Source organism: Corynebacterium ihumii, assembly GCF_028609825.1.
GTDB lineage: Bacteria > Actinomycetota > Actinomycetes > Mycobacteriales > Mycobacteriaceae > Corynebacterium > Corynebacterium afermentans.
Genome location: NZ_CP063190.1, coordinates 783,650 through 806,350, shown reverse-complemented (window position 1 = coordinate 806,350; position 22,701 = coordinate 783,650). Strand labels below are relative to the sequence as shown.

Genomic DNA, 22,701 nt, shown 5'->3' with positions numbered 1-22,701 from the left:
CGGGTGTAATATTGCACCCCGTGCAAAATGAAGGAATCCGGGAGCAGAAGCGGCGCGAGACGCTGCAACGCATCCGCGACCAGGCCGCGAAGCTTGTCCGCGCGCAGGGCTACGACAACGTCACCGTCGACGACATCTGCCGCGCCGCAGACATTTCCAGGCGCACGTTTTTCAACTACGTCGACTCCAAGGACGAGGCGATCCTAGGTTCGTTCCCTTTCACGTTCAGCGAGGATGCGCTCGCCGCAATCCAGACGACACCGAGCGAGAACGTGCTCGAACTTGTCATCCGCTCCATCAAGGTGGAGCCAGGACGCTTCGACGGACCGGCCGCGAAATGCCGCCACGAGTTACTGGAAAACAACCCGGGGCTGATGCACGCCGAGGCCGCGCGCAAACGAGGCTTCCTCACCGAGGTCGGCCGCGCCGTCTACGCCCACTTCGAGCGCTTCCCCGAGGACCGCAAGTTCCCCGGGACGCTGGAGGACGAGACGCAGTTCATCGTGATCCTCTTCCAGGGCGCAGTGAGCCGCTACCTGTGGCACCCTCCGGACCAGGATGACCCCGTCAAACAACTACTGGCAAACGCACACGATCTCACCGTTTACGCAAAGGAGATGAAATGGTAGAAACCCGCGCGGACAAACAACCGCCCCAGGCCACCGCGCCGAACGTGGGACTGGTGTTCTCGGCCCTGCTGCTGACCATGCTGATGAGCTCGCTGGGCCAGATGATTTTCGCCACCGCCCTGCCCACCATCGTGGGCGAGCTCGGCGGCGTGGACCACATGAGCTGGGTCATCTCGGCGTTTCTGGTCACCATGACCATCGCAATGCCGGTCAACGGCAAGCTTGGCGACATCCTGGGCCGCAAGTGGCTCTACATCACCGGCATCGGCCTGTTCGTGGCCGGCTCCACCATCGGCGGGTTCGCCCACACCATGGAGCTTTTGATCATCGGCCGCGCCGTGCAGGGCCTGGGCGCGGGCGGGATGATGGTGAACTCACAGTCCATCATCGCCGAGGTCGTCCCTGCCCGTGAGCGCGGCAAGTACATGGGTGTCATGGGTGCCGTCTTCGGCGTGTCCTCGGTGCTCGGCCCGGTGCTGGGCGGCTGGTTCACCGACGGGCCCGGCTGGCGTTGGGCGCTGTGGATGAACATTCCGCTGGGCTTGCTCGCGATGAGCGTGTGCGCCGCCGTGCTGCGCCTGCGCCGCGGGACCGCCAAGGGCATGCACTACGACTACGTGGGCACCACGCTGATGGTGGTGGCCACCGCCTCGCTGATCCTCACCACCACGTGGGGCGGCACCAAGTACGAGTGGACCTCCCCCACCATCATCACCACCTCGCTGATCGCCCTGGTTGCGGCCGTGGCGTTCGTGTTCGTGGAGCTGCGCGTGACCAACCCGCTGATCCCGATGGATCTGTTCCAAAACCGCAACATGGTCCTGACCACCCTGGCCGGCACCGTGCTGGGCCTGGCCATGGCCAGCGGTCTGGCGTACCTGCCCACCTACCTGCAGATGGTCCACCAGCTCACCCCCACCGAGGCGGGCCTGATGATGCTGCCGATGGTCATCGGCATGCTCGTCACCGGCATGACGGTCGGCTTCATCATCTCCAAGACCGGCCGATACAAGATCTACCCGCTGGTTGGCATGCTCATCACCACGCTGGGGCTGTTCCTGTTCTCGCGCCTGGATGTCACCACGTCGCTGACCAGGCTGGGCATCTACATGTTCATCTTCGGCTTTGGCCTGGGCCTGGTCATGCAGGTGCTGGTGCTCATCGTGCAGAACTCGTTCCCGCTCAAGCACGTCGGCACAGCGACGTCGACGAACAACTTCTTCCGTCAGATCGGCTCGTCCATTGGCGCGTCGCTTTCGGGCTCACTGTTCATCCACAACATGCGTGACAACTTGGAGCAGCGCTTGCCGGAGGCGCTGGCGAAACTGGGCCCGGAGGGCGAGGCGTACGCCGCGAAGTTTCAGGACGGCGCGGCGAACAGCCTCACCCCCGGCACTGTCGCCCAGCTTCCGGATCCCCTCCGGGAAGCGGTGCTGAGCAGCTACAACGACGGCCTGACGCCTGTGTTCCTACTCATGGTCCCGCTGACGGTTATCGCCTTCGTCCTCCTCCTGCCGGTGCGCGAGGAGGCGCTCAAAGAAGACCTGAGCTAGGAGTCGCGCGACATCGGCAGAATCAGCTCCCAGATGTCGCAGTCGCGCCACTCGCCTTGGCGCTCGCCGTAGGCCATCCGCGCCATGTTGTGGAACGTGCCCACCTTTTCGAATCCGCGGGACTTATGCAGGCCCGCGGATCCTTCATTTTCGGGGAAGATCCAGGAGTGGATGGACCACTTGTGCAAGCTGATGCACGTCTGGATCAGGTGGTCTAGCAACGCGCCGGCGACGCCGCGGCCGCGTGCGTCCGGGTGGGTGTAGATCGAGTCCTCAACCACGCCGTGGAACACGCTGCGGGTGGAGGCTTTTGCGGCCCCTACCCAGCCGAGGACTTTGTTGTCGTCGTCCGCATCGACCGCCACGAAGACGGTCTCCATGATCTTCTTGCGGGAAAATTGCTCCCAGTTCTGCCCCTTGGTTTCCCAAGAAGCGTTGCCTGTCTGTAGTCCCATCTCATAGATGGCTCGTACCTGCGGATAGTCTTCCGGTCGGATGGGCCGGATGGCAAAGTCCGATTTTTGCATGCGACCCATTGTCCAGATCCGCACCACGGCGCGCAAACGTGGGCGAGACAACACAAAAGCGCCACCCGGCCGCAGCCAGGTGGCGCTCGAAATCAGGCGAGGTTACGCGCCGTTTTACTTCTCGGTGACGATGGCCTCGAAAGCGTCAGCGGTGCCGCCGCGGGTCCACTCGATGGTGCCGTTCTCGAACTCCTGGGTCCAGCCGGACTGATCAGCGTTCTCGGTCTCCGGTGCGACCGGGAAGCCCATCTTCTGGTCCAGACGGACGTCGGTGATCCACTCGTTAGCGATCTGGCCCCAGGTCGGTGCGCCGCCGGTGTTCTCGTTCCAGGTGATGTAGTGCTCGTTGTCGTAGGTGACGATCCAGCCGCCGTCGGTCTCCTCAACCGCCATCGGCTCGCCCCACTCCGGCTGCGCGTACTGATCCATAGCGGACTTCACGCCAGCCGGCACCATTGCGGTTGCGCCGTCAGCGGTGGTGATCTCCTCGGTAGCCTCAGCATCGCCAGCTGCGGCGCCGTCGGTAGCCTCGCCGGACTTGTCGGCGTCGCCCTCGCCAGCGGTCTCAGTGGCGACCTCGGTCTCGGTAGCGGTCTCGGAGACAACCTCGGTGGAGGTCGGCTCGCCCTCGCCATCGTTGGAGCAAGCAACCAGGCCGGTTGCGCCAAGGGTCAGGGCAGCTGCGGAAGCGACAATCTTACGGGAAAACATAATCATTACCTTTCATTCTTGAAATTAGTGCATCGTCCATTATGAACTTTGCGTTAACGTCGAGCCCTCTTTGCACCCGATCGGGGGTGCGCTTTTCCGCGCGAGGAACGCACCGTCCTCCCCTTGGTCACGCCGACAAAGTCCTGCACAGCGTCCGAATCGTCCACTTTGCGCCACACAAGCGCGATCTGGGTCGCCGGCTCCTCCCCCACAAGCGGTAACGCTTTGATCTGTTTGCGCGCGAGGTTCTTCAACAGCGGCAGGGGTGCGAAGGCCACGCCGACGTTCGCGGCGACGACTTGGAGGGCGGACCGGAGGTCGTCGATAGGAGATGGCCCATCAAAATTCACGATCTCCTCCGCCACATCCGCGCGGGTGACCTCCCCGACCTCCGCATAGACGGAATCTTTCGGCACCGCGACGCCGGCTGCCTCTTCGTAGAGGCGCACCACGTGGTGCTCGTCGGTGACGCGCTCGTCCGGAAGCCGCACGAGCGCCGCAGTTGCTTGCTTGCCGACGAGCACGAACGGATCATCCGACGGCACCGTCTCAAGGCGACTTCTTGTGAGTTCCTCGAATCGGCGGAACCACTTCCCCGGCTCAGTGCCGGTGACGAAGGCAATGGTGAGCATGGCTGCCAATGCTACCGTTTTGGCCATGACTGAACAGACCCCCTCCGGCACCGCCATGAAGCCGGTGACCGCCGCAAAGAAGCTGGGCATCTACCTCCCCGCCACCCCGCAAGAGTTTCAGGACGGCGCCGTGACCCACGCCGAACTGCGCGAACTCCAGGACAACCCGCCGCAGTGGCTGCAGGAGCTGCGGCTTTCCGGCCCGCACCCGCGCCCCGAGGTGGCCCGCAAGCTGGGCATTTCCGTGACCGCGCTGAAAAACGCCGGCGTGGACCAGGCGATGACCACCGAGGAAATCCGCGCGCTGCTGGGCGACCAGCCCGAGTGGCTGCAAAAAGCCCGCGCCACTCTTGCGGAGCAGCGCGGGCACGCAGTCGACGGCGGCGACGGCGCAAGCGCCGACGCCGGAGAAGCCGAGGAGGACTAGAGCATCTTCCAATCCTCGAGGTCCGGGTAGAGCGGGTACTTGCGCGCCAGGGCTTCAACGCGGCCGCGCAGCGCATCAACGTCGGCATTCTCAGCCTTCATCAACGTCTCCGCGATGATCTCGGCGACCTCGCGGAAATCCTCCTCGCCGAAGCCGCGGGTGGCCAGCGCGGAAGTGCCGATGCGCAGGCCGGAGGTCACCTTCGGCGGGCGCGGGTCGAACGGCACCGCGTTGCGGTTGACGGTGATGCCCACCGAGTGCAGCAGGTCCTCAGCCTGCTGCCCGTCCATCGGCGAGTTGCGCAGGTCCACCAGCACGAGGTGCACCTCGGTGCCGCCGGAGACGACGGAGACGCCGGCCTCGCGTGCGTCGTCGGCAAGCAGACGCTCCGCCAGCACCTTCGCGCCGTCGAGGGTGCGCTGCTGGCGGTCCTTGAATTCCTCGGTGCCGGCGATCTTGAACGCCGTCGCCTTCGCAGCCACGACGTGCATCAGCGGGCCGCCCTGCTGGCCCGGGAAAACCGCGGAGTTGAGCTTCTTGTGCAGCTCCAGGTCGTTGGTGAGGATGAAACCGGAGCGCGGGCCGCCCAAGGTCTTGTGCACCGTGGAGGACACCACGTGCGCGTGCGGGACCGGGCTCGGGTGCAGGCCAGCGGCGACTAAGCCGGCGAAGTGGGCCATGTCCACCCACAGGTAGGCGCCGACCTCGTCGGCGATGGAACGGAACTCCGCGAAGTCCTCGTGGCGCGGGTACGCGGACCAGCCAGCGATGATCACCTTCGGCTTGACCTCGCGGGCCTGCTCGCGCAGCTTGGCCATGTCGATCTGGTGGGTGTCCTCCTCCACCTGGTACGCCTCCACGTTGTAGAGACGGCCGGAGAAGTTGATCTTCATGCCGTGAGTGAGGTGGCCGCCGTGCGCCAGGTCCAGGCCCAAGATGGTGTCGCCCGGCTCCGCCAGCGCCATGAGCACCGCGGCGTTGGCCTGCGCACCCGAGTGCGGCTGCACGTTCGCGTACTGGGCACCGAAGACCTCCTTGGCGCGGTCGCGCGCCAAGTCCTCGATCACGTCCACGTGCTCACAGCCGCCGTAGTAGCGGCGGCCCGGGTACCCCTCGGCGTACTTGTTGGTCAGCACCGAGCCCTGCGCCTGCAGCACAGAGCGGGGCACGAAATTCTCGGAAGCGATCATCTCCAAGGTGTCGCGCTGGCGCGCCAGCTCGTCCACAATTGCAGCGTGCACTTCGGGATCGTAGGTGGCCAGATCCTGGTAACGGAGGTCTTCAGACACGTCGACCGGGTCCTTTCTTTTCGCGTTGATTACGGCTCCTCGAAGTATAGGAAAATCGGCACGCCCAGAAGGCTGATTTATTCCCCTTTTGCGCGGGTGCAACAATGGTGGCTATGTCTCGAGCCGATTCGTCGCCGTACCTCGACTTCCACCGCGAGGACTGGCGCAAGCGCCGCGCCAAAATGCCTCAGGTGCTCACCGAGGAGGAGCTAAAGAAGCTCTCCGGCATCGGCGAAAACCTCGACCTGCAGGAGGTCGAGGACATCTACCTGCCGCTGTCGCGCCTGATTCACCTGCAGGTGCGCGCCCGGCAAAAGCTCACCAACGCCACCGAGACATTCATCGGCGGCGACCCGGGGCACGTGCCGTTCATCATCGGCCTGGCCGGCTCGGTGGCCGTGGGCAAGTCCACCACCGCGCGTGTGTTGCAAGTGCTGTTGCAGCGCTGGGACTCGCACCCGCGGGTGGACCTGGTCACCACCGACGGCTTCCTCCACCCCAAGGCGGTGCTGGAAGAGCGCGGGATCATGAAACGCAAAGGCTTCCCGGAGTCCTACAACCGCAGAAACCTCATGCGGTTTGTCACCGAGGTCAAGTCCGGCCAGCCAGTGGTCAAGGCACCGGTCTACTCGCACGAGGCCTACGACATCCTCCCCGACGAGTTCGTGGAAGTCCGCCAGCCCGACATCCTCATCCTCGAAGGGTTAAACGTGCTGCAGACCGGGCCAACGCTGATGATTTCGGACCTGTTCGATTTCTCCATTTACGTCGACGCGAAGACCGAAGACATCGAGCGTTGGTACATCGAGCGCTTCCTCAAACTCCGCGATACCTCGTTCCAGCAGCCCGGAAACCACTTCGAGGGCTTCGCCGGCATGGACGACGCCGAGGCCGCCTACGCCGCCCGCGAGCTGTGGCAGACCATCAACCTGCCCAACCTGGTGGAAAACATCCTGCCCACCCGCGTGCGCGCCTCGCTGGTGTTGCGCAAGGATTACGACCACACCGTCCAACGCGTGCGCATGCGCAAAATGTAGCTACTTGCCAAAGCGGCGGGAGCGCTGCGAGTAATCGCGCAGCGCGCGCAGGAAATCGATTTTGCGGAACGCCGGCCAATAGATGTCGGTGAACCAGATCTCCGAGTACGCGGCCTGCCACAGCAAAAACCCGGACAGGCGCTGCTCACCGGAGGTGCGGATAACCAGGTCCGGGTCCGGCTGACCGGAGGTGTAGAGGTGCTCCCCGATCGATTCCACGGTGATCTCGGCGGCCATCTCCGTGGCTGGCACTCCGGCGTGCGCTTTGTCGTCGATAAGCGATTGCACCGCGTCCACGATCTCCTGGCGCCCGCCATAGCCGACCGCGATATTCACGGTGAGTCCATGCTTCGTATCGGTTGCGGCCGCGCCCTCGCGCATCCGCTTAGCGACGTCCTCCGGCAACAAATCCAAATGCCCAACCAACCGCACGCGGCAGGTGTAGTCCTCCGTGGCGAGATCCTCGATGACACCGGAAATGATGTCGAACAACAGCTCCACCTCTTCGGTGGTGCGCTGCAGATTCTCCGTGGACAGCAGGTAGATGGTGAGCACGTCCACGTCCATCTCCGCGGACCAGCGCACAAGCTCGCCGATTTTCGCGCCGCCGACGCGGTGGCCGTGGGAAATGTCCTCGAAGCCCGCCTCGCGCGCCCAACGCCGGTTGCCGTCGGCCATCACGGCAATGTGCTTCGGGCGCTTTTTGCCGCGCAGCTCGCGCTTCAGGCGCGCCTCATACAGCGGGTACAGCGGGTATTGCAGCTTCGAAAGGACAGACACAGGATAGATTCTAGACAGCTAGAAAGCGTTTTTCTTCCGCTGGTCCTTCAGACCAGCCTTCTCCATGGCCTCGTCGATGGCTTTCTCATCGAACGGATCAATCCCGCGGGCTTCCGCGAACGCCTGGCGGCGCTTGAAACGGGAAAAGCGGCGGTGAAACGACCAGCCGATGAACAGCACGACAATGGCCAGGACCACCAGCAGCAGCAACCCAATCGGCGACGCTTTGCCGAAGTCCGGGCCGACCGGGGTCTCGCCCGGGTTCTGGGCCAGCACGAAGTTCGCGGCGCTGGCGGCAGAGATGGTGAACGTAGACATTTAGTTTTCCTCCTCGATGCCGGCAAACAGATCCGTTTCCGGCAGGGTGGTCTTTACCCTGGTCGCGGCCAGCTCAAACTCCTCGGTGGGCCAGACGTCCTGCTGGTCCTTCACCGGGCTGGCCAAAAAAGCGCCGGCGGGATCGATCTGCGTGGCGTGGGCCGTCAGCGCTTCGGCACGTTGCGGGAAGTAGTCGGCGCACTCCACCTGGGTGGTCACGCGGTCGAAGACGTCGCCTTCGTTTTCCTCCCAGCGTTTGATCATCAGCTCGTACGGGCTCTTCTCGCCGCGCTGGATAAGCCGCTCTTGCAGAAGCTTCATGCGCTGCAGGATGAAGCCGTGCGAGTAGTACAGCTTCAGCGGCGTCCACGGCTCGCCGGCGCCGGGGGCGAAATCCGGGTCGCCTGCGCGCTCCCAGGCGATCATGGAAATCGCGTGCACCATCAGGTGGTCCGGGTGCGGGTAGCCGCCGTTTTCGTCGTACGTGATGATCACGTGCGGGCGGAATTCGCGGATCTGCTTCACAATCTCCGCTGCCACTTCTTCCGGGTCCTGCACCGCGAACGAGCCTTCCGGCAGCGACGGCAGCGGGTCGCCCTCCGGCAGCCCGGAGTCCTCGTAGCCCAGCCAGACGTGCTCGACGCCGAGCGCCGCCGCGGCGCGCGCCATCTCCTCGCGGCGCACGTCGAGGATGTTGTCTAGCACGCCGGGGCGGTCCATAGCCGGATTGAGGATGTCGCCGCGCCTGCCGTCAGTGCACGTGACGACCTTGACGCGGTTGCCTTCCGCGGCGTACTTGGCCATGGTGGCCGCACCCTTTGAGGACTCGTCGTCTGGGTGGGCGTGAATTGCCATGAGACGAAACCCGGTCACTCGATCAATCCAACTTTCGTAGGGGTCAGTTCTGTACCTCCGCGTCATCTTAGTACCATCAACGCTAAAGTCCTTACCACCTGCAAGGAGCCGTTTCCGTGAGCACCGCCACCTCTCCCCGCCCAGCCGAACGCTACGGTCGCAACCGCGGCTCCGGCGGCTCAATCGGCGGCAAGGTGGTGGCGATTGTCTCCGCGCTGCTCATGATCGCACTGCTTTTCGTGGGCGCCCGCACGATCATGGAGCGCTTCAACCAACCGGTCCGCGCCGAATTTATTTCGCAGGAGCATATCGACGACAACACGGGCCGACTCTGGATCGACGTGGACCGCAAAAACCCTGACACGCCCGCGTACTGCATCGTCACGGCGGTGGACTACTCCCACGCCGAGGTGGGCCGCCGCGAGGTGGTCCTGCCAGCTGGCGGCGACGAGCACTCCCGCATCGCCGTGGACCTGCCGGTGCGCGAGCCTTTGGTGTCGGGGCGCATCTACGGCTGCTCCGAAAATCTCCCCTTCTACATGGACCCGGAGAGCAGCTTCTACGCAGCACGCTAGCGGAAACCGCCACATCCGCGTGTGGTAATCTTCCGGCTGTATATCTGCACACATTGGCCCGCGAGCGGCGGGCCGATTTCACGTATCAGGGAAGGTTTAGACCCCTATGGCTGAATCCCAGCAGCAGTACATCACTCCTGAAATGAAGGCCAAGCTCGAGGCCGAACTGCAGCAGCTCATTGACAACCGCCCCGCCATCGCGGCCGAGATCAACGAGCGCCGCGAAGAGGGCGACCTCAAGGAGAACGCCGGCTACGACGCAGCCCGCGAGCAGCAGGACCAGGAGGAGGCGCGCATCAAGCAGATCTCCGAAATCCTGTCCAACTCCACCACCGAGCGCACCGGCATCGTCGAGGGTGTCGCCCACGTCGGTTCCGTCGTGCACGTCTACTACGACGGCGACGAGGACGACCGCGAGACCTTCCTCATCGGCACCCGCGCAGCCTCCACGGACAACGCGGACCTTGAGACCTACTCGGAGCAGTCCCCGCTCGGCGCAGCCGTCGTCGGCGCTTCCGAGGGCGAAACCCGCAAATACACCGCCCCGAACGGCCGCGAGATTTCCGTCACCATCGTCTCCGCCGAGCCGTATGATTCAGTCAAGGCATCCACGCCCCGCGCGAAGTAGCCAATACTTTTCTCTTTCCAAAAACAGAAGGACCATTCCTGTGATTGCCACCTCTTCCCGCAAAGCTGTCGCCGGCGTCGCCGCCCTGGCCGCCATCGCTCTGGCAGGCTGCACCCCGCCGCACGAGAACCCCTCCTCCGAGAAGGTCGACACCGCCACCACCCAGGACCCGAACTCCCTGAAGGGCGCCGGCACCGCGACCACCGCCACCAGCACCGCGACGGCGACCAACGTCACCGAGGCAAACGCGGTGCAGGAGCAGGAGACTGCAGAGGCCGCCGTCGCTGCCGCCCCGGTGTTCAATAACTGCGGCGCCACCGACCTGGTGCGCCCGGACCGCCTCACCGTGGACTGCGAAAACCAGGACGACTTCCTCGAGAACATCGTCTGGGAGCAGTGGGGCGAGGATCTCGCCGAGGGCACCGGCACCCGCGTCGTTGTCTCCCCGGACAACCGCGAAGAAGACGTGAAGGTTGTGTTGGGCAACCCGGAGATCATTGACGGCAAGCCGGTGTTTACCACCGTGTCCGTCAACGGCCAGTCCGTGGTGCCAGACAACAACTACTAAGCCGCACGCACGACAAAGCGCCTCGCTTCCGGATTATCTCCGGAAGCGAGGCGCTTTGCGTTTCTGTGGGCCTAGCGGCCTAGCGGTCGTTGAAGTAGGACAGCAGGCGCAGGATCTCGGTGTAGAGCCACACCAGGGTCACAGCCAGACCAAGCGCAACACCCCAGGAGGCGCGCTCCGGCGCACCGGTGCGGACCAGCTTGTCGGCCAGGTCGAAGTCCTGCAGGAAGGACAGGGCGGCCAGCACGACGCAGACCACGCCGAAGATGATGGACAGCGTGCCGCCGTCGCGAAGCGGGGAGATGCCAGCGAAGATTGCCAGTAGGAGGTTGCCCACCGCCATGATGGCCACGCCGAAGATCATGCCGGTGACGATGCGGTGGAAACGCGGAGTGACGCGGATAGCGCCGCGACGGTAGACGACGAGCATGCCGATGAACACGCCGATCGTGCCCAAAATGGCCTGGAAGATGAGCTGGCTGGCATCGGCGCCGCCGACGTTGAACCAGCCGGAGACGGTCAGGGAGAAGCCGCCGAGGAACAAGCCCTCAAACGCGGCGTAGATCAGCGTCAGCGTCTTTGAGCCGAATTCGCGGCGGAACGCGTTGACCAGGGTGGTGATGAAGCCGCCGATGGCGCCGACGAAGGTCAGGATCATGCCAAGGCGGATGTTGCCGGTGAGGAAGATGCCGAAGTTCACTGCGGCGAACGCAATGATCACGGCGAGCGTGATGCCCGTCTTGGTCACCACGTCGTCGACCGTCATCGGGCGTTGCTGATCAATTTCGGGCGCGTTCCCCGGAAGCGTCGCGGTCTGGCCGGCCTGGTAGCCGTTGTCCGCATCCGCCCCCGGAATGTTGCGCAGAACAGGGTTAGTGCTTCTCACGTCCCACATTCCTTTCCAATGAGTTTGTCCAAGAGTTCACCGGGTATAACGCCACACGTACCGAAAAGGTTCCCGCCAGTGTGATGCCAGCCGATCACTCGCCGCCTTCCAGCGGGGATATGGTGGCCTGCATGGGAGTGCTCGACAACGCCCGCCGCGGCCCGAAAACCGGCGGTGATGTGGTGCGCGGCCATATCGCGCAGGCCGCCGGCGGCGAGGACGCGTACGTGTTTTCCTACCGCCGCCTAGAGGTCCACGCGTACGTGCTGCCCGAGCCGGTCCCCCACGTGTTGTACTGCACGTATGGCAAGTCCCGCGTGGAGTCTTCCCAGCCTGCCGCAGGCACCCAAACGGAGCTCACGTTGCGCGTGCGCGGCACGCCTGCGCTTCCCGACGAGTGGCCGGCACGCCTGCTCGCCCGCGCCGCCCGCGACGACATCGAGCCTGGCCACTACCTCGTGCTGGACAACCCGCGCGGCACCTTGTCCGGCTTCGTGTTTGTCACCGACCCGGTCCTCGGTGTGGTAGACGGGCCGACCGGCCTGATCCGCTTCACGTACGCGGTCGGCATAAACGGCGACGACGTGGAACAGATGCTGTCCTGGGACCCGCTGAAATTCGCGGCCTTTGTCGGCGACCGCGTGCCGCTTGGCCTTGCTTCTACGGACCGCGCCCCAATCAGCGCCGACCCGCAGGATCGGGCATTGTTGGATGAGGCGGTGGGGTCCGAAGGGGCGTCGATAGGCGCGATGCACGCCCGCTACCTCGAGGTCGATGCCGAGGGGCGCGTGGACCTGGATCCGGCGGCTGCGCGCGCGTTACTCCGTGCCGCGCGCCACCGCCTGCTGCACGGGAGGTCATTCGCGCTGCTCAACGGCGAAACGTGGCTGCTGCTCAACCCGCAGTCGCCGACAACCGAGTGTGCGAGCGACCATGTTGTCGTCCCCGCCACCGCGGAGTTCGCCCACGAGCTGCTCGCAATATTCGACGCGGTGCCGGGCGTCTACCGCCTGCGCACCGCGCCGCTGGAATTCCGGGTGGTGGACCCGACTACTTAAAGACGCTGCCCCACTCGTCGCGCTTGTCCAAAAACGCCTGGGCCTCGCGCTTGGCCGCCTCCAGGTCGTGGCTTGCACCCCTGCCGCATTGCTTCTCGTTGGCGGCCGGGACCTCGTCGGCCTTGGTGATGTCCGTCAGCGTCTTTTCCACCAGCTCAGCGACCTCAGCCTCGGCAACGTCGCCGGAAAGCATGAGGTAGAAGCCGGTCTGGCAGCCCATCGGGCCGAAGTCGATGACGTTGTCCGCGTGGTTGCGGGCGTGCTCGGCGAACATGTGCTCCAGCGAGTGCACCGCCGGCATCTCCAGGTGCTCGACGTTGGGCTGCTTGAAGCGGATGTCCCACTTCACCAGCGTGTCGCCAGCGGGCAGCTCCTTGCGGTCCGCGAGCCGGATAAACGGGGCGGCTACCTTGGTGTGGTCGAGGTTGAAGGATTCCACATTCATACGATCAGTCATGGCCTTGACTCTACTGAACGGAGGCGCACGTGCCCACCACTCTTGTTTGGTTCCGCGACGATCTGCGCGTCACGGACAACCCCGCGCTTTCGTGGGCCGTATCGCGCGGGGAGGTTGCGGGTGTGCTTATCGACGACACCTCCGGCGGCACCCGCCCCTTAGGCCGCGCCGCCGCGTGGTGGCGCGAACGCAGTGTTGCGTCGTTAAGCACGAAGCTCCCCATCATCTACGAGCAGGGCGACCCCCGCGAGATCGTCCCGCGCCTGGTCACAGAGCTCGGTGCTGAGGTGGTGTGGAACCGCCGCTACGATGCGATTGACTTGGACGCGGAGGTCAAGCGCGCGGTGGACGCGCGCACGTTCCCGGGGTTTTTGCTCGCGGAGCCGTGGGAGATCAATACCGGCGACGGCACCCCGTACCGGGTGTTCACGCCGTTTTATAAGGCCGTGCAGCAGCACCTGGTCGCGCACCCGCCGCAGCCGGTGGCGGTGCCGGTACTACCCGGCGGCACGCGGCTGGAGGTTCCGGAGGCACCGGCGTGGGCCGCTGGCTTGGCCGCGCACAACACCCCTGGCGAGGACGCGGCCCTTTCGCGCTTCCACGAATTTTTGGACGGGCTGGTAGATGGGCGCGGCTACGACAACAACGACCTGGCCGCCGGCGCGACCTCGGGGCTGAGCGCACACCTGCGCTTCGGAGAGCTCTCCCCCGGTTACGTCTGGGCGGAAACGGCAGCGTTTGCGGAGGCGCACCCGGCCGCCGCGAGTCACGCGTGGGCGTTTTTGCGCCAGCTGGTGTGGCGCGAGTTTGCCTGGTACCGCTTGTACCACCTGCCGGATCTGGCGGTGCGCAATGTACGCAGCCAGTTCGACGGCTTCGAGTGGGCGTGGAGCGGCAACGCCGCACCGTGGGAGCACGCGCAGGCGTTTGCGGATCCTGCCATGGAACCGGATCTTGACGCCGCGCAGCACCTGGACCAGCTAGCGCGGTGGCAGCGGGGTGAAACAGGCATGCCGCTGGTGGATGCCGGCATGCGCGAGCTGTGGGAAACCGGCACCATGCATAATCGCGTACGCATGGTCGCGGGCTCCTGGCTGACCAAGAATCTGGGCATTCACTGGCGCCACGGGGAGGAGTGGTTCTGGGACACGCTCGTCGACGCCGACGCCGCCTCCAACCCGTTCAACTGGCAGTGGGTGTCCGGCTCCGGCGACGATGCCGCGCCGTACTTCCGCGTCTTCAACCCGCTAACGCAGCAGGAGAAGTTCGACCCCGCCGGCGCGTACGTTTCGCGGTGGGCGCCGGAGGCGCTGCTGCCTGGCTATCCGGAGCCGATGGTCGACGTCAAGGAATCCCGAAAGACCGCGCTCGCGGCGTACAGCGACATCAAAGGCAACCGGTAGGGTCGTCTGAATGAAAGTTCTGTTCCGCAAAGTCGCCGCTGGCATTGCCGCATGCGCGGCCATTGTCGCCAGCACAGCCGCGCCTGTCACGGCTCAGCCCACCGGCAACGTGGTCGTTTTCGGCGATTCATTTACCTCGAACCCGGACCAGTACCGCAACTCCGCGCTCAACCTCGCGGGAAGCTCGCAGCTGTCCTCCGGGTCGTCGGAAAGGCTGGTCTCCTCCTACCCCAGCCAGGCAGGCTGCCTGCAAGGACCGGACAACTGGCCGCGCCAGCTACAAGCCCGCACCGGTCTTACCGTGGCGGACTGGTCGTGCACCGGCCACCAATCGGCCAGCCTGCCCGGCCACGTCGACCTCGCGGTTCGCGCGGGCGACCTCAACGCCAACACTCGGGCGGTGACGCTGGCGGTCGGGTTCAACGATCATTGGCGCCCATTGGTCGAATCCCCCGGCGCGCCGTACAACGCCGACGCGGTGCGCGACAACTACTTCCGCAACATGCACGACGCTATGGCCAAAGTGCGCGCCGCCGCACCCCGGGCCAAGATCCTCATCCCGGGGATGCTCTCGGTCACCGGTGGAACCGGGCGGATCTGCCTAATCAACGTGATGCCGAACGCCCCACTCGGTGTCCCCGCACCCCGGGTGCGACAATGGGAGCAACGCACCCAGTCCTACCAGCGCGCGCTCGCCGCCCAGGTGGGCGCGACGTTCATCGACATCCACACGCTTTCCACTGACCACAGCACGTGCGCCCGCGACGCCGACCGCTGGGTGGCCGGGCTCATCGACACCACCACGGCCGGCTACAACATGGCCCTGCACCCCTCCCGCGCCGGGTCCGCCTTCGTCGCCGACCAGGTGGCTCAGGCGGTGTGAGGCGTACTCTCGGCAAGGTGACCAAGTTTCAGAAGTTCCTCATTCCCCTGTTCGCTGGCGCGGGCGTGCTCCACTTTGCAAAGCCTGAGCCTTTCGACGGCATCGTGCCCGACGCCCTTCCCGGCTCCGCACGCACCTACACCTACGTCTCCGGCGTGGCCGAACTCGCCGCCGCTGCCCTGCTGGCAAACCCGAAAACGCGGGCTGCCGGCGGGAAGTTCGCCGCTGCGCTGCTCGCCGCGGTGTGGCCGGCCAACTTCAACATGGCGTGGCAGTGGCGCAACGAGCCGTGGCAGAAACAGATCATCTCCATCGGGCGCCTGCCGCTACAGATCCCGCTGATCAAGGCGGCGCTCGGCGCGGCGAAATAATCGTGGTGCCCCCAGTCGGGCTCGAACCGACACTGGGCGGATTTTAAGTCCGCTGCCTCTGCCAATTGGGCTATAGGGGCGACGGGGAAACATCGTACTTCCCCGGCGTGTGCAAACCGCAATCGGCGAGCTCATTTTCACCGAGCGGAGCCGGCCGCGTGGCCTTACACTCGCTGTGCGAAATCTCAGCATCTTCTGAGTTTCGCGTCCACCCGCAAGCGATTAAAAAGGCTACAGCCCATGAATATTCATCTCCCCTCCCCGCTCGATCAGATCTTCAAAGACCTCAGCCTCGAGCAGATCATCGCTGCTGTCGCAGGCGTATTCGTCGTCGGCGGCCTTGTCGGTGGCGCGATCGGCGCCGCCGCCGGCGGAAGCTCTGAGGGCACCGGGTCCAGTAACCAGGTCACGGCCCCGACCCAGACGGCACCTGATGCGGAAGGCCCCGTCCTTGACGGCCGCGCGAAGCTCTCGGCGCTCTACCAGGCGCCCGGCCCGGATTCCGGCAAGGATGCCTTCGACGGCAACGGGCAGACCCACCCGTTCAAGGGCCAGGTCATCCCGGGCTTTTCCGGCATCATCGAGAAGGGCGATGGTCAGTTCTACGCGCTTCCCGACAACGGCTTCGGCTCGAAGAAGAACTCCTCCGACTTCCTGCTGCGCATCTACAAGGTGAAGCCGAACTGGGAGACCGCGGATACCGCGAAGAACCCGAAGGACACCGGCGGCATCGAAGTGCTGGACTACGTCTCGCTGAAGGACCCGAACAACAAGATTTCCTGGGACATCGTCAACAACGACACCGAGGACCGCCTACTTACCGGCGCGGACTTCGACCCGGAGTCCTTCGTGCAGGCCGCGGACGGCACCTTCTGGGTCGGCGAGGAGTTCGGCCCCTACATCCTCCACGTGGACAAGGACGGCACGCTTCTCGACGCCCCGTACGCCTACCCGGACGTTAAGAGCCCGTCCAACCCGACGTTGGGTGCTGAAGAAGAACCGAACCTGCGCAACTCCAAGGGCTTCGAGGCCATGGCCACCGACGGCCGCTACCTCTACCCGATCTTCGAGGGCTACCTCGACGAGGCCACCGACAAGCGTGTGCGCGTGATCTCCCAGTTCGACACCGAATCCGGCGAGTACACCGGCAAGACCTGGAACTACGTGGCCGAGGGCGATGACGCTCTGATCGGCGACGCGTTTATAACCAGGGACGGTCGCCTGCTCGTGCTCGAGCGCGACGATTTCCGCGGCTCGGAGGCGCAGCTGAAGAAGGTCTTCGAGGTCGAGGACTTCGCGGACGCCAAGGCTGGCTCCACGCTGAAGAAGGACCTGATGGCGGACCTGCTCGATATTGCCAACCCGGGCAAGATCGGCATGGTCTCCGACGCCCGCGCCTACGGCGTCGGCGACCCGTTCCAATTCGCACTACTCAGCGTCGAGACCATCATCCAGCTGGAAGACGGCCGCTACCTCACCGCGCTGGACAATAACTTCCCCGGCGACGATGGCCGCTACCGCGGCAAGCCGGACGACACCGAGATGATCACCTTCTCCGTGAAGTAACTGCCGACATCGCGGCGACGCCGAGCCCGCTCGCCACAACCGCGGGCCACGGCGAGCGTCCGGTCTCCCTTGCGTTGCCAGCGGCGATGGTGCCCGCCACCGCCGCGGCGAGGTTGAGCGGCACCTGCACCAACGGCCGCCGGCTTAACGCGCCCGCGGCCACCGCCGCCAGATGGAACGTGGTGGCCAACCCGCCATACCAGCCTGGCTCGGTGCCCTCGGCGGCCGCCCGCACCGCGTCCTCGAAGCGCTGGTTACCACCCGCCGGCGTTCCCACCAGCGCTTCCAGGTCGTGTTCCTTAACCACGGTGTCCACGCTGACCGATTCGAAGATCGGCCGGATTTGATTGTGGTCCAGCGGGGTAAGCACACCCAACCCCCACGCGGCCAGCGCGCGGGTCATGATCGGCGCGGTGAAGTACGGGCGGCGGTGCAGCCCCACCGCCTCGGCGTAGCGCTGCATCATCTCCACATACGGCATCGAGTCCGGCCCGCCCACGTCGAAAGTGCGATTCATCTCCGCCGGGAGATCTGCCGCCGCGGCAAGGTAAAAGGCAATGTCACGGGCGCCGATCGGAGTGATCTCATTGGTGATCCACTCCGGTGCGACAAACGCGGGCACGCGTTCAGTGACATGCCGCAGCAGCTGGAACGACAGCGACCCGTCACCGATGACCACGCCCGCCTGCAGCACCGCGGTGGGCACACCGGAATCCATGAGAATCTCCCCAACCCGGACGCGCGAGGCGAGGTGTTCGGACATGTTCTCGCCCTGTGGGTGCAGCCCGCCCAGGTACACGATTCGGCCCACCCCGGCGCGCTTGGCTTCTTCCCCCAACCGTCGCGCCATGTCGGCTTCCTCTTGGGCGAAGCCGGCGCCGTCGTCCATGGAGTGCAGCAGGTACCACGCGCAGTCCGCTCCTTCGAGGGCTCGTGCGACGTCGTCGCGCTTTGCGGCGTCACCTTCGACGATCTCCACCTCATCGCCCCAGGATCTCGCTAGGGCCTTTTCTTCGTTGCGGGCGAGGATTTTCACGCGCCAGCCACCGCGAAGCAGTTGCTCGACCACGAGTCCGCCGACGTAGCCCGTCGCCCCGGTGACCAGACCAGTTCGTTGTGCAACCATGCCGTAATCTTACTCCCGGACCGGCGAATGTATTTGGACGGAGATCCCACTTGACCAGGCAATGGCTCTTTTTAGCTCCCTGCACCCTCGGCGCACTCGGACTATTTCTAGCACGCCGCGCCGGCGATGGCACCGCGGGCTTCTACTGGGCCACCGCCTGTACCGCCGTGGTGTACGCGGCCGCGTGGTGGCTGTGGGGCAACCGCCAGGCGTTTATGGGGCCCAAAAAGCTTATCGACGTCCTCCGGGGCGCCCTCATCGGTGCCGCCCTGGCGCTCGTGTTCGTCCTCGGCGCCCTGGTGGTACAGCATATCCCCTTCCTCGCTGGCCCCGCGGCGGAGCTGCTGGACACGCCCGACAAGGGCGGATACGCCCTGACGCTGCTGGTGCTGGTGGTCAACGGCCTCGGCGAGGAGCTGGTGTTCCGCGACGTGGTGCCGCGCCAGCTGCGGGGCATGGGCCAGTCGGTGGTGCAGGCCGGCGTGTGGTCCACACTGGCCTACAGCCTGGTCACGTGCGTGATGGGCGTGCCGCTGCTGGTGTTCGCCGCCGGCGTACTGGGGGCGGTGGCCTACTTCGAAGCGGCGAAAACCGGCAGGCTCTACTCCCCGATCGCCGTGCACCTGACCTGGAGCATCGGGATGCTTTTGATCCTGCCCCAGTTCCTCTAGGACGCGGGGGCAACGTCGGCCTCCTCTCCCCTTTCGCGCGGGAGGCGTAGGGCCGCGGAACCGAGCACCGCCCAGGAGTCGCGCTCCCCACAGACCACCCAGGGGCCCGAACCGCCTACTCGCTGACGGAGAACACCTTCTTCTTCGGCTTCTCCTCAGCTTTGGTGGCCCCCGCGACCGAGATCTGCGGCGCGTCGAGCATCTCCGTCATGAAGTCGGCCACCCACTGCAACAGCTCCGTATCGCGCAGGTTCGGCGCGTTCAGGGCGCGCTTCGCGCCACCTTCGCGCGGCATCGGCACCTGCAGCGCCTTCGCCGCGGCGCGGAAGTTCGCACCCGGGTAAAGGCGCTTCAGGCGCACCTGCTTGGAGTCCGGCAGCTCCACCGGGTGCAGCTTGATGCGGCTGCCCTGGGTGAGGATGTCGGAAACACCCACCTCACGGGCCTGGTTGCGCAGCCGCGCCACCGCCATGAGGTGCTCAACCTCGCTCGGCAGGGCACCGAAACGGTCGATCATGTCGTCGGCGGCGGCGGTCAGGGCGTCGTCGTCGCGCGCCTCGGCGAGCTTGCGGTAGACCTCCAGGCGCAGTCGCTCGGAGTTGATGTAGGTCTCCGGGATGTGGGCGTCCACGGGCAGGTCCACGCGGATTTCCTTGGGGCCCTTGTCGGTGGCGTCGACGGGCTCGCCGCTCATCAGTCCCTTGAAGGTCTCCACGGCCTCGCTGACTAGGCGCACATACATGTCGAAGCCCACCCCGGCGATGTGGCCGGACTGCTCGGCGCCCAGCACGTTGCCGGCGCCGCGCATCTCCAGGTCCTTTTGCGCCACGGCGATGCCGGAGCCTAAGTCGTTGTTCTGGGCGATGGTGGCCAGTCGGTCGTAGGAAGTCTCCGTGAGCGTTTTGTCCTTCGGGTACAAAAAGTACGCGTAGGCGCGCTCGCGGGAGCGCCCCACGCGCCCGCGCAACTGGTGCAGCTGGCTTAAGCCCATGTTCTGGGCGTTTTCCACGATCAGGGTGTTGGCGTTGGCGATGTCCAGGCCGGTTTCCACGATGGTGGTGCAGACCATGATGTCGTACTCACGGTTCCAAAACCCCTGCACGGTCTGCTCGAGCACTTGCTCGCTCATCTGGCCGTGGGCGACGACGATGCGTGCCTCCGGGACCAGCTCGCGAAGCTGGCGGGCGGTCTTTTCAATGTCGGAGACTTTGTTGTGGATGTAGAAGACCTGGCCGTCGCGGAGCAGCTCGCGGCGGATCGCGGCGGCGACCTGCTTGTCTTCCTGCGGGCCGACATAGGTCAGCACGGGGTGGCGGTCCTCCGGCGCGGTGGTGATGGAGGTCATCTCGCGGATGCCGGTCAGCGACATCTCCAGGGTGCGCGGGATCGGCGTCGCGGTCATGGTCAGCACGTCCACGTGCGATTTCAGCGCCTTGATGTGTTCCTTGTGTTCGACGCCGAAGCGCTGCTCCTCGTCCACGATGATCAGGCCGAGGTTCTTCCACTGCACGCCCGTCTGCAGCAGGCGGTGGGTGCCGATGACGATGTCCACCGAGCCATCCGCAAGCCCCGAGATGATCTTCTTCGACTCCGCGGCGGTGGTAAAGCGCGACAGTTCGCGCACGGTTACGCCGAAGCCGTCCATGCGCTGGTTGAACGTGGAGAAATGCTGCTGGGCCAGAAGGGTTGTGGGCACGAGCACCGCGACCTGCTTGCCGTCCTGGACTGCCTTGAACGCGGCGCGCACGGCGACCTCGGTTTTGCCGAAGCCCACATCGCCCACGATGACGCGGTCCATCGGCGTGGGCTTTTCCATGTCTGACTTCACCGCGTCGATGGCGGTGAGCTGGTCTTCGGTCTCCACGAACGGGAAGGCGTCTTCCATCTCGTGCTGCCACGGGGTGTCCGGCGCGAACGCATGGCCCGGCGCGGCCTGGCGCTTGGCGTAGAGCTCCACCAGCTCGCCTGCGATCTCGCGGACCGCGGCGCGCGCCTTGCGCTTCGTCGACTTCCAGTCTGAGCCGCCCATTTTGCTAAGCGACGGCTTCTCGCCCCCGGTGTACTTACTCAGCAGGTCCAGAGACTCCATTGGCACCCAAAGCTGGTCGCCGGGCTGACCGCGCTTGGCGGGCTGGTACTCCAGCACGATGTACTCGCGGCGCGAGTCCTCGTCGCCGGCTTTGACGGTGCGCTCCGCCATCTTCACGAACTTGCCGATGCCGTGGGTGTCGTGCACCACGAAGTCGCCAGGCTGCAGGGCAAGCGGGTCGACGCGGTTGCGGCGGCGCGGGGCCCGTCGTTTAGCACCTGCGATATCACCCACGCGGTTGCCGGTGACGTCCGTTTCGGTGACCACGACCAGGTTCGGCCCGCCGAAGACCAGGCCCGCGTGCGACAGGGCCTGGTACAGCGTCACCGCGCCCTCGACGGGCTCCAATCCGGGCGTGGCCACGCGGGCGGAGATGCCGTGCTCGCGCAGGCGCTCCGCCATGCGGTCGATCGTGCCCTTAGCCGGCGCCACGAACGCCACCTTGCCGTGGTTTTGGCCGATGTAGAGCTTCAGCGTGGCGTAGAGCTGTTCAATCGCCTTCGGGTCGCCCTTCGGCGCAGGCGCGGCCTCGAACTCCAGCGGCAGCGTGTCTGCGTCGTCGGCGGCGAACATCCCGGGCGGGGCGAACGTCCACCAGGCGTTGCCGGCCTTGGAGGCGGAGACCTCCAGCGACTCGTACGAGCGGTACGACGAGGCGGACACGTCCAGGCCCTCCACCACCACAGGCCCCTCGGCACCCATGGCGGCTGCCTCCCAGCCGGCCTCGAGGAACTCGCGGTCCGTCGCCTCCAAATCAGCGATGCGGGTGCGCACCTTCTCCGGGTTGGTCACCATCACCACGGAGCCGGCGGGCATGAGCTCCGGCAGCACCGAGTACTGCTTGTCCGTCAGCGCCGGGATGAGCGCTTCCATGCCGTCCGCCGGCTGCTTCTCCGAGATGCGGGCCAGCAGCGACGACAGCGTCGGGTTCGAGGGGAACTTTCGCGCGAGGTCGTCGGCCTTGGCGGCCACGGTATCGTCGATAAGCAATTGCCTCGCAGGGTGCAGATCGACCGACCGCACCTCTTCGATGGTGCGCTGGTCCGCGACTGCGAACGAGCGGATGTCGGTGACCTCGTCGCCCCAGAACTCGATGCGTACCGGGTTTTGCGCGGTAGTCGGGAAGACATCGATGATGCCGCCGCGGGTGGCGAACTCGCCGCGCTGCGCCACCATGTCCACATGGTTGTACGCGAAGTGCACCAGCTTCGCGGTCAGGTCCTCAAAGTCGTGCTCCTGGTCCACCGCGATGCTGATCGGCTGGGCAGGTGGCAGCACCGGCTGGCACACCGCGCGCGCCGCCGCGACGATCACGCGCGGCATCTCCCACAGCACCTTCGAGTGGCGCCCCACAATGTCCGGCGCCGGCGAAAGACGCTCGTGCGGCAGCGTCTCATACGCCGGGAACTGCGCGACCTTCTCCTCGCCCAAAATGGCCTTCAGCTCCGCCGCAAGATCCTCCGCCTCGTGGCCGGTAGCCGTGACCAAAAGCACCGGCGCCTCGCGCGCAATCGCACCAGCCGCCCAAGAGCGCACCTGGTCGATGCCAGTGACGTGCAACGAATCCTCGCCCACATGCGTGACCAGCCCCTTCAACTTCGGGTCCGTCAGCGCCGCCGTGAGCAAACCGCCCAACACGGGCGGGGTGGTTTCAGTCATGTG

At 65.4% G+C, this 22,701-nt stretch carries 24 protein-coding genes and 1 tRNA gene; 13 read left to right on the top strand and 12 right to left on the bottom strand.

Annotated elements, in window-relative coordinates; genetic code table 11:
* Positions 1 to 20: 20 nt before the first annotated feature.
* Together CIHUM_RS04070 and CIHUM_RS04065 are read left to right on the top strand one after the other, a co-directional pair.
* Entirely contained in the window at positions 21 to 629 is a 609-nt protein-coding gene (locus tag CIHUM_RS04070) for a TetR/AcrR family transcriptional regulator (RefSeq protein WP_243427162.1), read from the top strand.
* A complete protein-coding gene (locus CIHUM_RS04065; RefSeq protein WP_273680239.1) occupies positions 623 to 2,182 on the top strand; it encodes an MDR family MFS transporter in 1,560 nt (519 codons plus the stop codon). Before CIHUM_RS04070 ends, CIHUM_RS04065 begins: the two co-directional genes overlap by 7 nt.
* Here the strand turns inward: CIHUM_RS04065 and CIHUM_RS04060 are convergent.
* From CIHUM_RS04060 to CIHUM_RS04050, 3 genes are all read right to left on the bottom strand, one after another.
* Entirely contained in the window at positions 2,179 to 2,709 is a 531-nt protein-coding gene (locus CIHUM_RS04060) for a GNAT family N-acetyltransferase (protein ID WP_034999609.1), read from the bottom strand. The two genes, CIHUM_RS04065 and CIHUM_RS04060, sit on opposite strands and share 4 nt — an antisense overlap.
* A 114-nt stretch (positions 2,710 to 2,823) precedes the next feature.
* Complete coding sequence (locus tag CIHUM_RS04055) at positions 2,824 to 3,420, bottom strand: LGFP repeat-containing protein (RefSeq protein ID WP_158293376.1); 597 nt, start codon at positions 3,418 to 3,420, stop codon at positions 2,824 to 2,826.
* A 53-nt stretch (positions 3,421 to 3,473) separates the two neighbouring features.
* On the bottom strand, positions 3,474 to 4,052 hold the full coding sequence (locus tag CIHUM_RS04050; protein WP_034999604.1) for a LysR family transcriptional regulator substrate-binding protein: 579 nt from the start codon (positions 4,050 to 4,052) through the stop codon (positions 3,474 to 3,476).
* Here CIHUM_RS04050 and CIHUM_RS04045 point away from each other — a divergent pair.
* Positions 4,051 to 4,479, top strand: coding sequence for a DUF5997 family protein (locus CIHUM_RS04045; protein ID WP_392389866.1), 429 nt, complete (start codon positions 4,051 to 4,053; stop codon positions 4,477 to 4,479). The genes CIHUM_RS04050 and CIHUM_RS04045 overlap by 2 nt on opposite strands.
* Here the strand turns inward: CIHUM_RS04045 and glyA are convergent.
* Positions 4,476 to 5,768, bottom strand: coding sequence for a serine hydroxymethyltransferase (glyA, locus tag CIHUM_RS04040; RefSeq protein WP_034999603.1), 1,293 nt, complete (start codon positions 5,766 to 5,768; stop codon positions 4,476 to 4,478). The two genes, CIHUM_RS04045 and glyA, sit on opposite strands and share 4 nt — an antisense overlap.
* Before the next feature lie 113 nt (positions 5,769 to 5,881).
* On the opposite strand from glyA, the gene coaA reads away from it, so the two are divergent.
* Positions 5,882 to 6,805, top strand: coding sequence for a type I pantothenate kinase (gene coaA, locus CIHUM_RS04035; RefSeq protein WP_034999963.1), 924 nt, complete (start codon positions 5,882 to 5,884; stop codon positions 6,803 to 6,805).
* Here the strand turns inward: coaA and CIHUM_RS04030 are convergent, their stop codons facing one another.
* The 3 genes from CIHUM_RS04030 to mca are packed head-to-tail and all read right to left on the bottom strand — an operon-like array spanning position 6,806 to position 8,758.
* The gene (locus CIHUM_RS04030; protein ID WP_034999600.1) at positions 6,806 to 7,585 is read right to left on the bottom strand and encodes an isoprenyl transferase; all 780 of its coding nucleotides are present in this window, start codon (positions 7,583 to 7,585) and stop codon (positions 6,806 to 6,808) included.
* A gap of 18 nt (positions 7,586 to 7,603) precedes the next feature.
* Entirely contained in the window at positions 7,604 to 7,903 is a 300-nt protein-coding gene (locus CIHUM_RS04025) for a hypothetical protein (RefSeq protein ID WP_034999599.1), read from the bottom strand.
* Positions 7,904 to 8,758: a mycothiol conjugate amidase Mca gene (gene mca / locus CIHUM_RS04020; RefSeq protein WP_034999597.1), complete on the bottom strand. Its 855-nt coding sequence runs from the start codon at positions 8,756 to 8,758 to the stop codon at positions 7,904 to 7,906.
* 116 nt (positions 8,759 to 8,874) lie between these two features.
* Between mca and CIHUM_RS04015 the strand changes: the two genes are divergently transcribed.
* The 3 genes from CIHUM_RS04015 to CIHUM_RS04005 all read left to right on the top strand — a co-directional run bounded on the left by CIHUM_RS04015 (position 8,875) and on the right by CIHUM_RS04005 (position 10,529).
* On the top strand, positions 8,875 to 9,333 hold the full coding sequence (locus CIHUM_RS04015; RefSeq protein WP_034999595.1) for a DUF4307 domain-containing protein: 459 nt from the start codon (positions 8,875 to 8,877) through the stop codon (positions 9,331 to 9,333).
* A gap of 106 nt (positions 9,334 to 9,439) precedes the next feature.
* Entirely contained in the window at positions 9,440 to 9,961 is a 522-nt protein-coding gene (greA, locus tag CIHUM_RS04010) for a transcription elongation factor GreA (protein ID WP_034999593.1), read from the top strand.
* 40 nt (positions 9,962 to 10,001) lie between these two features.
* Positions 10,002 to 10,529, top strand: a complete 528-nt coding sequence (locus tag CIHUM_RS04005) for a hypothetical protein (protein ID WP_034999591.1) — start codon at positions 10,002 to 10,004, stop codon at positions 10,527 to 10,529.
* A gap of 79 nt (positions 10,530 to 10,608) precedes the next feature.
* Here the strand turns inward: CIHUM_RS04005 and CIHUM_RS04000 are convergent, their stop codons facing one another.
* On the bottom strand, positions 10,609 to 11,415 hold the full coding sequence (locus CIHUM_RS04000; protein ID WP_034999589.1) for a Bax inhibitor-1/YccA family protein: 807 nt from the start codon (positions 11,413 to 11,415) through the stop codon (positions 10,609 to 10,611).
* Positions 11,416 to 11,546: 131 nt separating this feature from the next.
* Here CIHUM_RS04000 and CIHUM_RS03995 point away from each other — a divergent pair, with 131 nt between their 5' ends.
* Positions 11,547 to 12,473: a suppressor of fused domain protein gene (locus tag CIHUM_RS03995; protein ID WP_034999587.1), complete on the top strand. Its 927-nt coding sequence runs from the start codon at positions 11,547 to 11,549 to the stop codon at positions 12,471 to 12,473.
* Here CIHUM_RS03995 and CIHUM_RS03990 read toward each other — a convergent pair.
* Positions 12,466 to 12,930 (bottom strand): S-ribosylhomocysteine lyase, encoded by a 465-nt coding sequence (locus tag CIHUM_RS03990; protein ID WP_034999586.1) that lies wholly within the window; start codon positions 12,928 to 12,930, stop codon positions 12,466 to 12,468. The genes CIHUM_RS03995 and CIHUM_RS03990 overlap by 8 nt on opposite strands.
* Before the next feature lie 29 nt (positions 12,931 to 12,959).
* On the opposite strand from CIHUM_RS03990, the gene CIHUM_RS03985 reads away from it, so the two are divergent.
* From CIHUM_RS03985 to CIHUM_RS03975, 3 genes are read left to right on the top strand one after another with little or no spacing between them, the layout of a single operon-like run.
* The gene (locus tag CIHUM_RS03985) at positions 12,960 to 14,333 is read left to right on the top strand and encodes a cryptochrome/photolyase family protein (protein ID WP_034999583.1); all 1,374 of its coding nucleotides are present in this window, start codon (positions 12,960 to 12,962) and stop codon (positions 14,331 to 14,333) included.
* Between the two features lie 10 nt (positions 14,334 to 14,343).
* Positions 14,344 to 15,216 (top strand): GDSL-type esterase/lipase family protein, encoded by an 873-nt coding sequence (locus tag CIHUM_RS03980; RefSeq protein ID WP_034999581.1) that lies wholly within the window; start codon positions 14,344 to 14,346, stop codon positions 15,214 to 15,216.
* 17 nt (positions 15,217 to 15,233) lie between these two features.
* Positions 15,234 to 15,587, top strand: coding sequence for a DoxX family protein (locus CIHUM_RS03975; protein ID WP_051106452.1), 354 nt, complete (start codon positions 15,234 to 15,236; stop codon positions 15,585 to 15,587).
* Between the two features lie 3 nt (positions 15,588 to 15,590).
* Here CIHUM_RS03975 and CIHUM_RS03970 read toward each other — a convergent pair.
* A tRNA-Leu gene (locus tag CIHUM_RS03970) sits at positions 15,591 to 15,667 on the bottom strand.
* 160 nt (positions 15,668 to 15,827) lie between these two features.
* On the opposite strand from CIHUM_RS03970, the gene CIHUM_RS03965 reads away from it, so the two are divergent.
* On the top strand, positions 15,828 to 17,153 hold the full coding sequence (locus CIHUM_RS03965; RefSeq protein WP_051106451.1) for an esterase-like activity of phytase family protein: 1,326 nt from the start codon (positions 15,828 to 15,830) through the stop codon (positions 17,151 to 17,153).
* On the opposite strand, the gene CIHUM_RS03960 is transcribed toward CIHUM_RS03965, so the two are convergent.
* On the bottom strand, positions 17,134 to 18,279 hold the full coding sequence (locus CIHUM_RS03960) for an NAD(P)H-binding protein (protein WP_074432034.1): 1,146 nt from the start codon (positions 18,277 to 18,279) through the stop codon (positions 17,134 to 17,136). The two genes, CIHUM_RS03965 and CIHUM_RS03960, sit on opposite strands and share 20 nt — an antisense overlap.
* 50 nt (positions 18,280 to 18,329) lie before the next feature.
* Between CIHUM_RS03960 and CIHUM_RS03955 the strand changes: the two genes are divergently transcribed.
* A complete protein-coding gene (locus CIHUM_RS03955) occupies positions 18,330 to 18,950 on the top strand; it encodes a CPBP family intramembrane glutamic endopeptidase (protein WP_034999579.1) in 621 nt (206 codons plus the stop codon).
* A 115-nt stretch (positions 18,951 to 19,065) separates the two neighbouring features.
* On the opposite strand, the gene mfd is transcribed toward CIHUM_RS03955, so the two are convergent.
* Positions 19,066 to 22,698, bottom strand: a complete 3,633-nt coding sequence (gene mfd, locus CIHUM_RS03950; RefSeq protein WP_034999577.1) for a transcription-repair coupling factor — start codon at positions 22,696 to 22,698, stop codon at positions 19,066 to 19,068.
* Positions 22,699 to 22,701 lie beyond the last annotated feature (3 nt).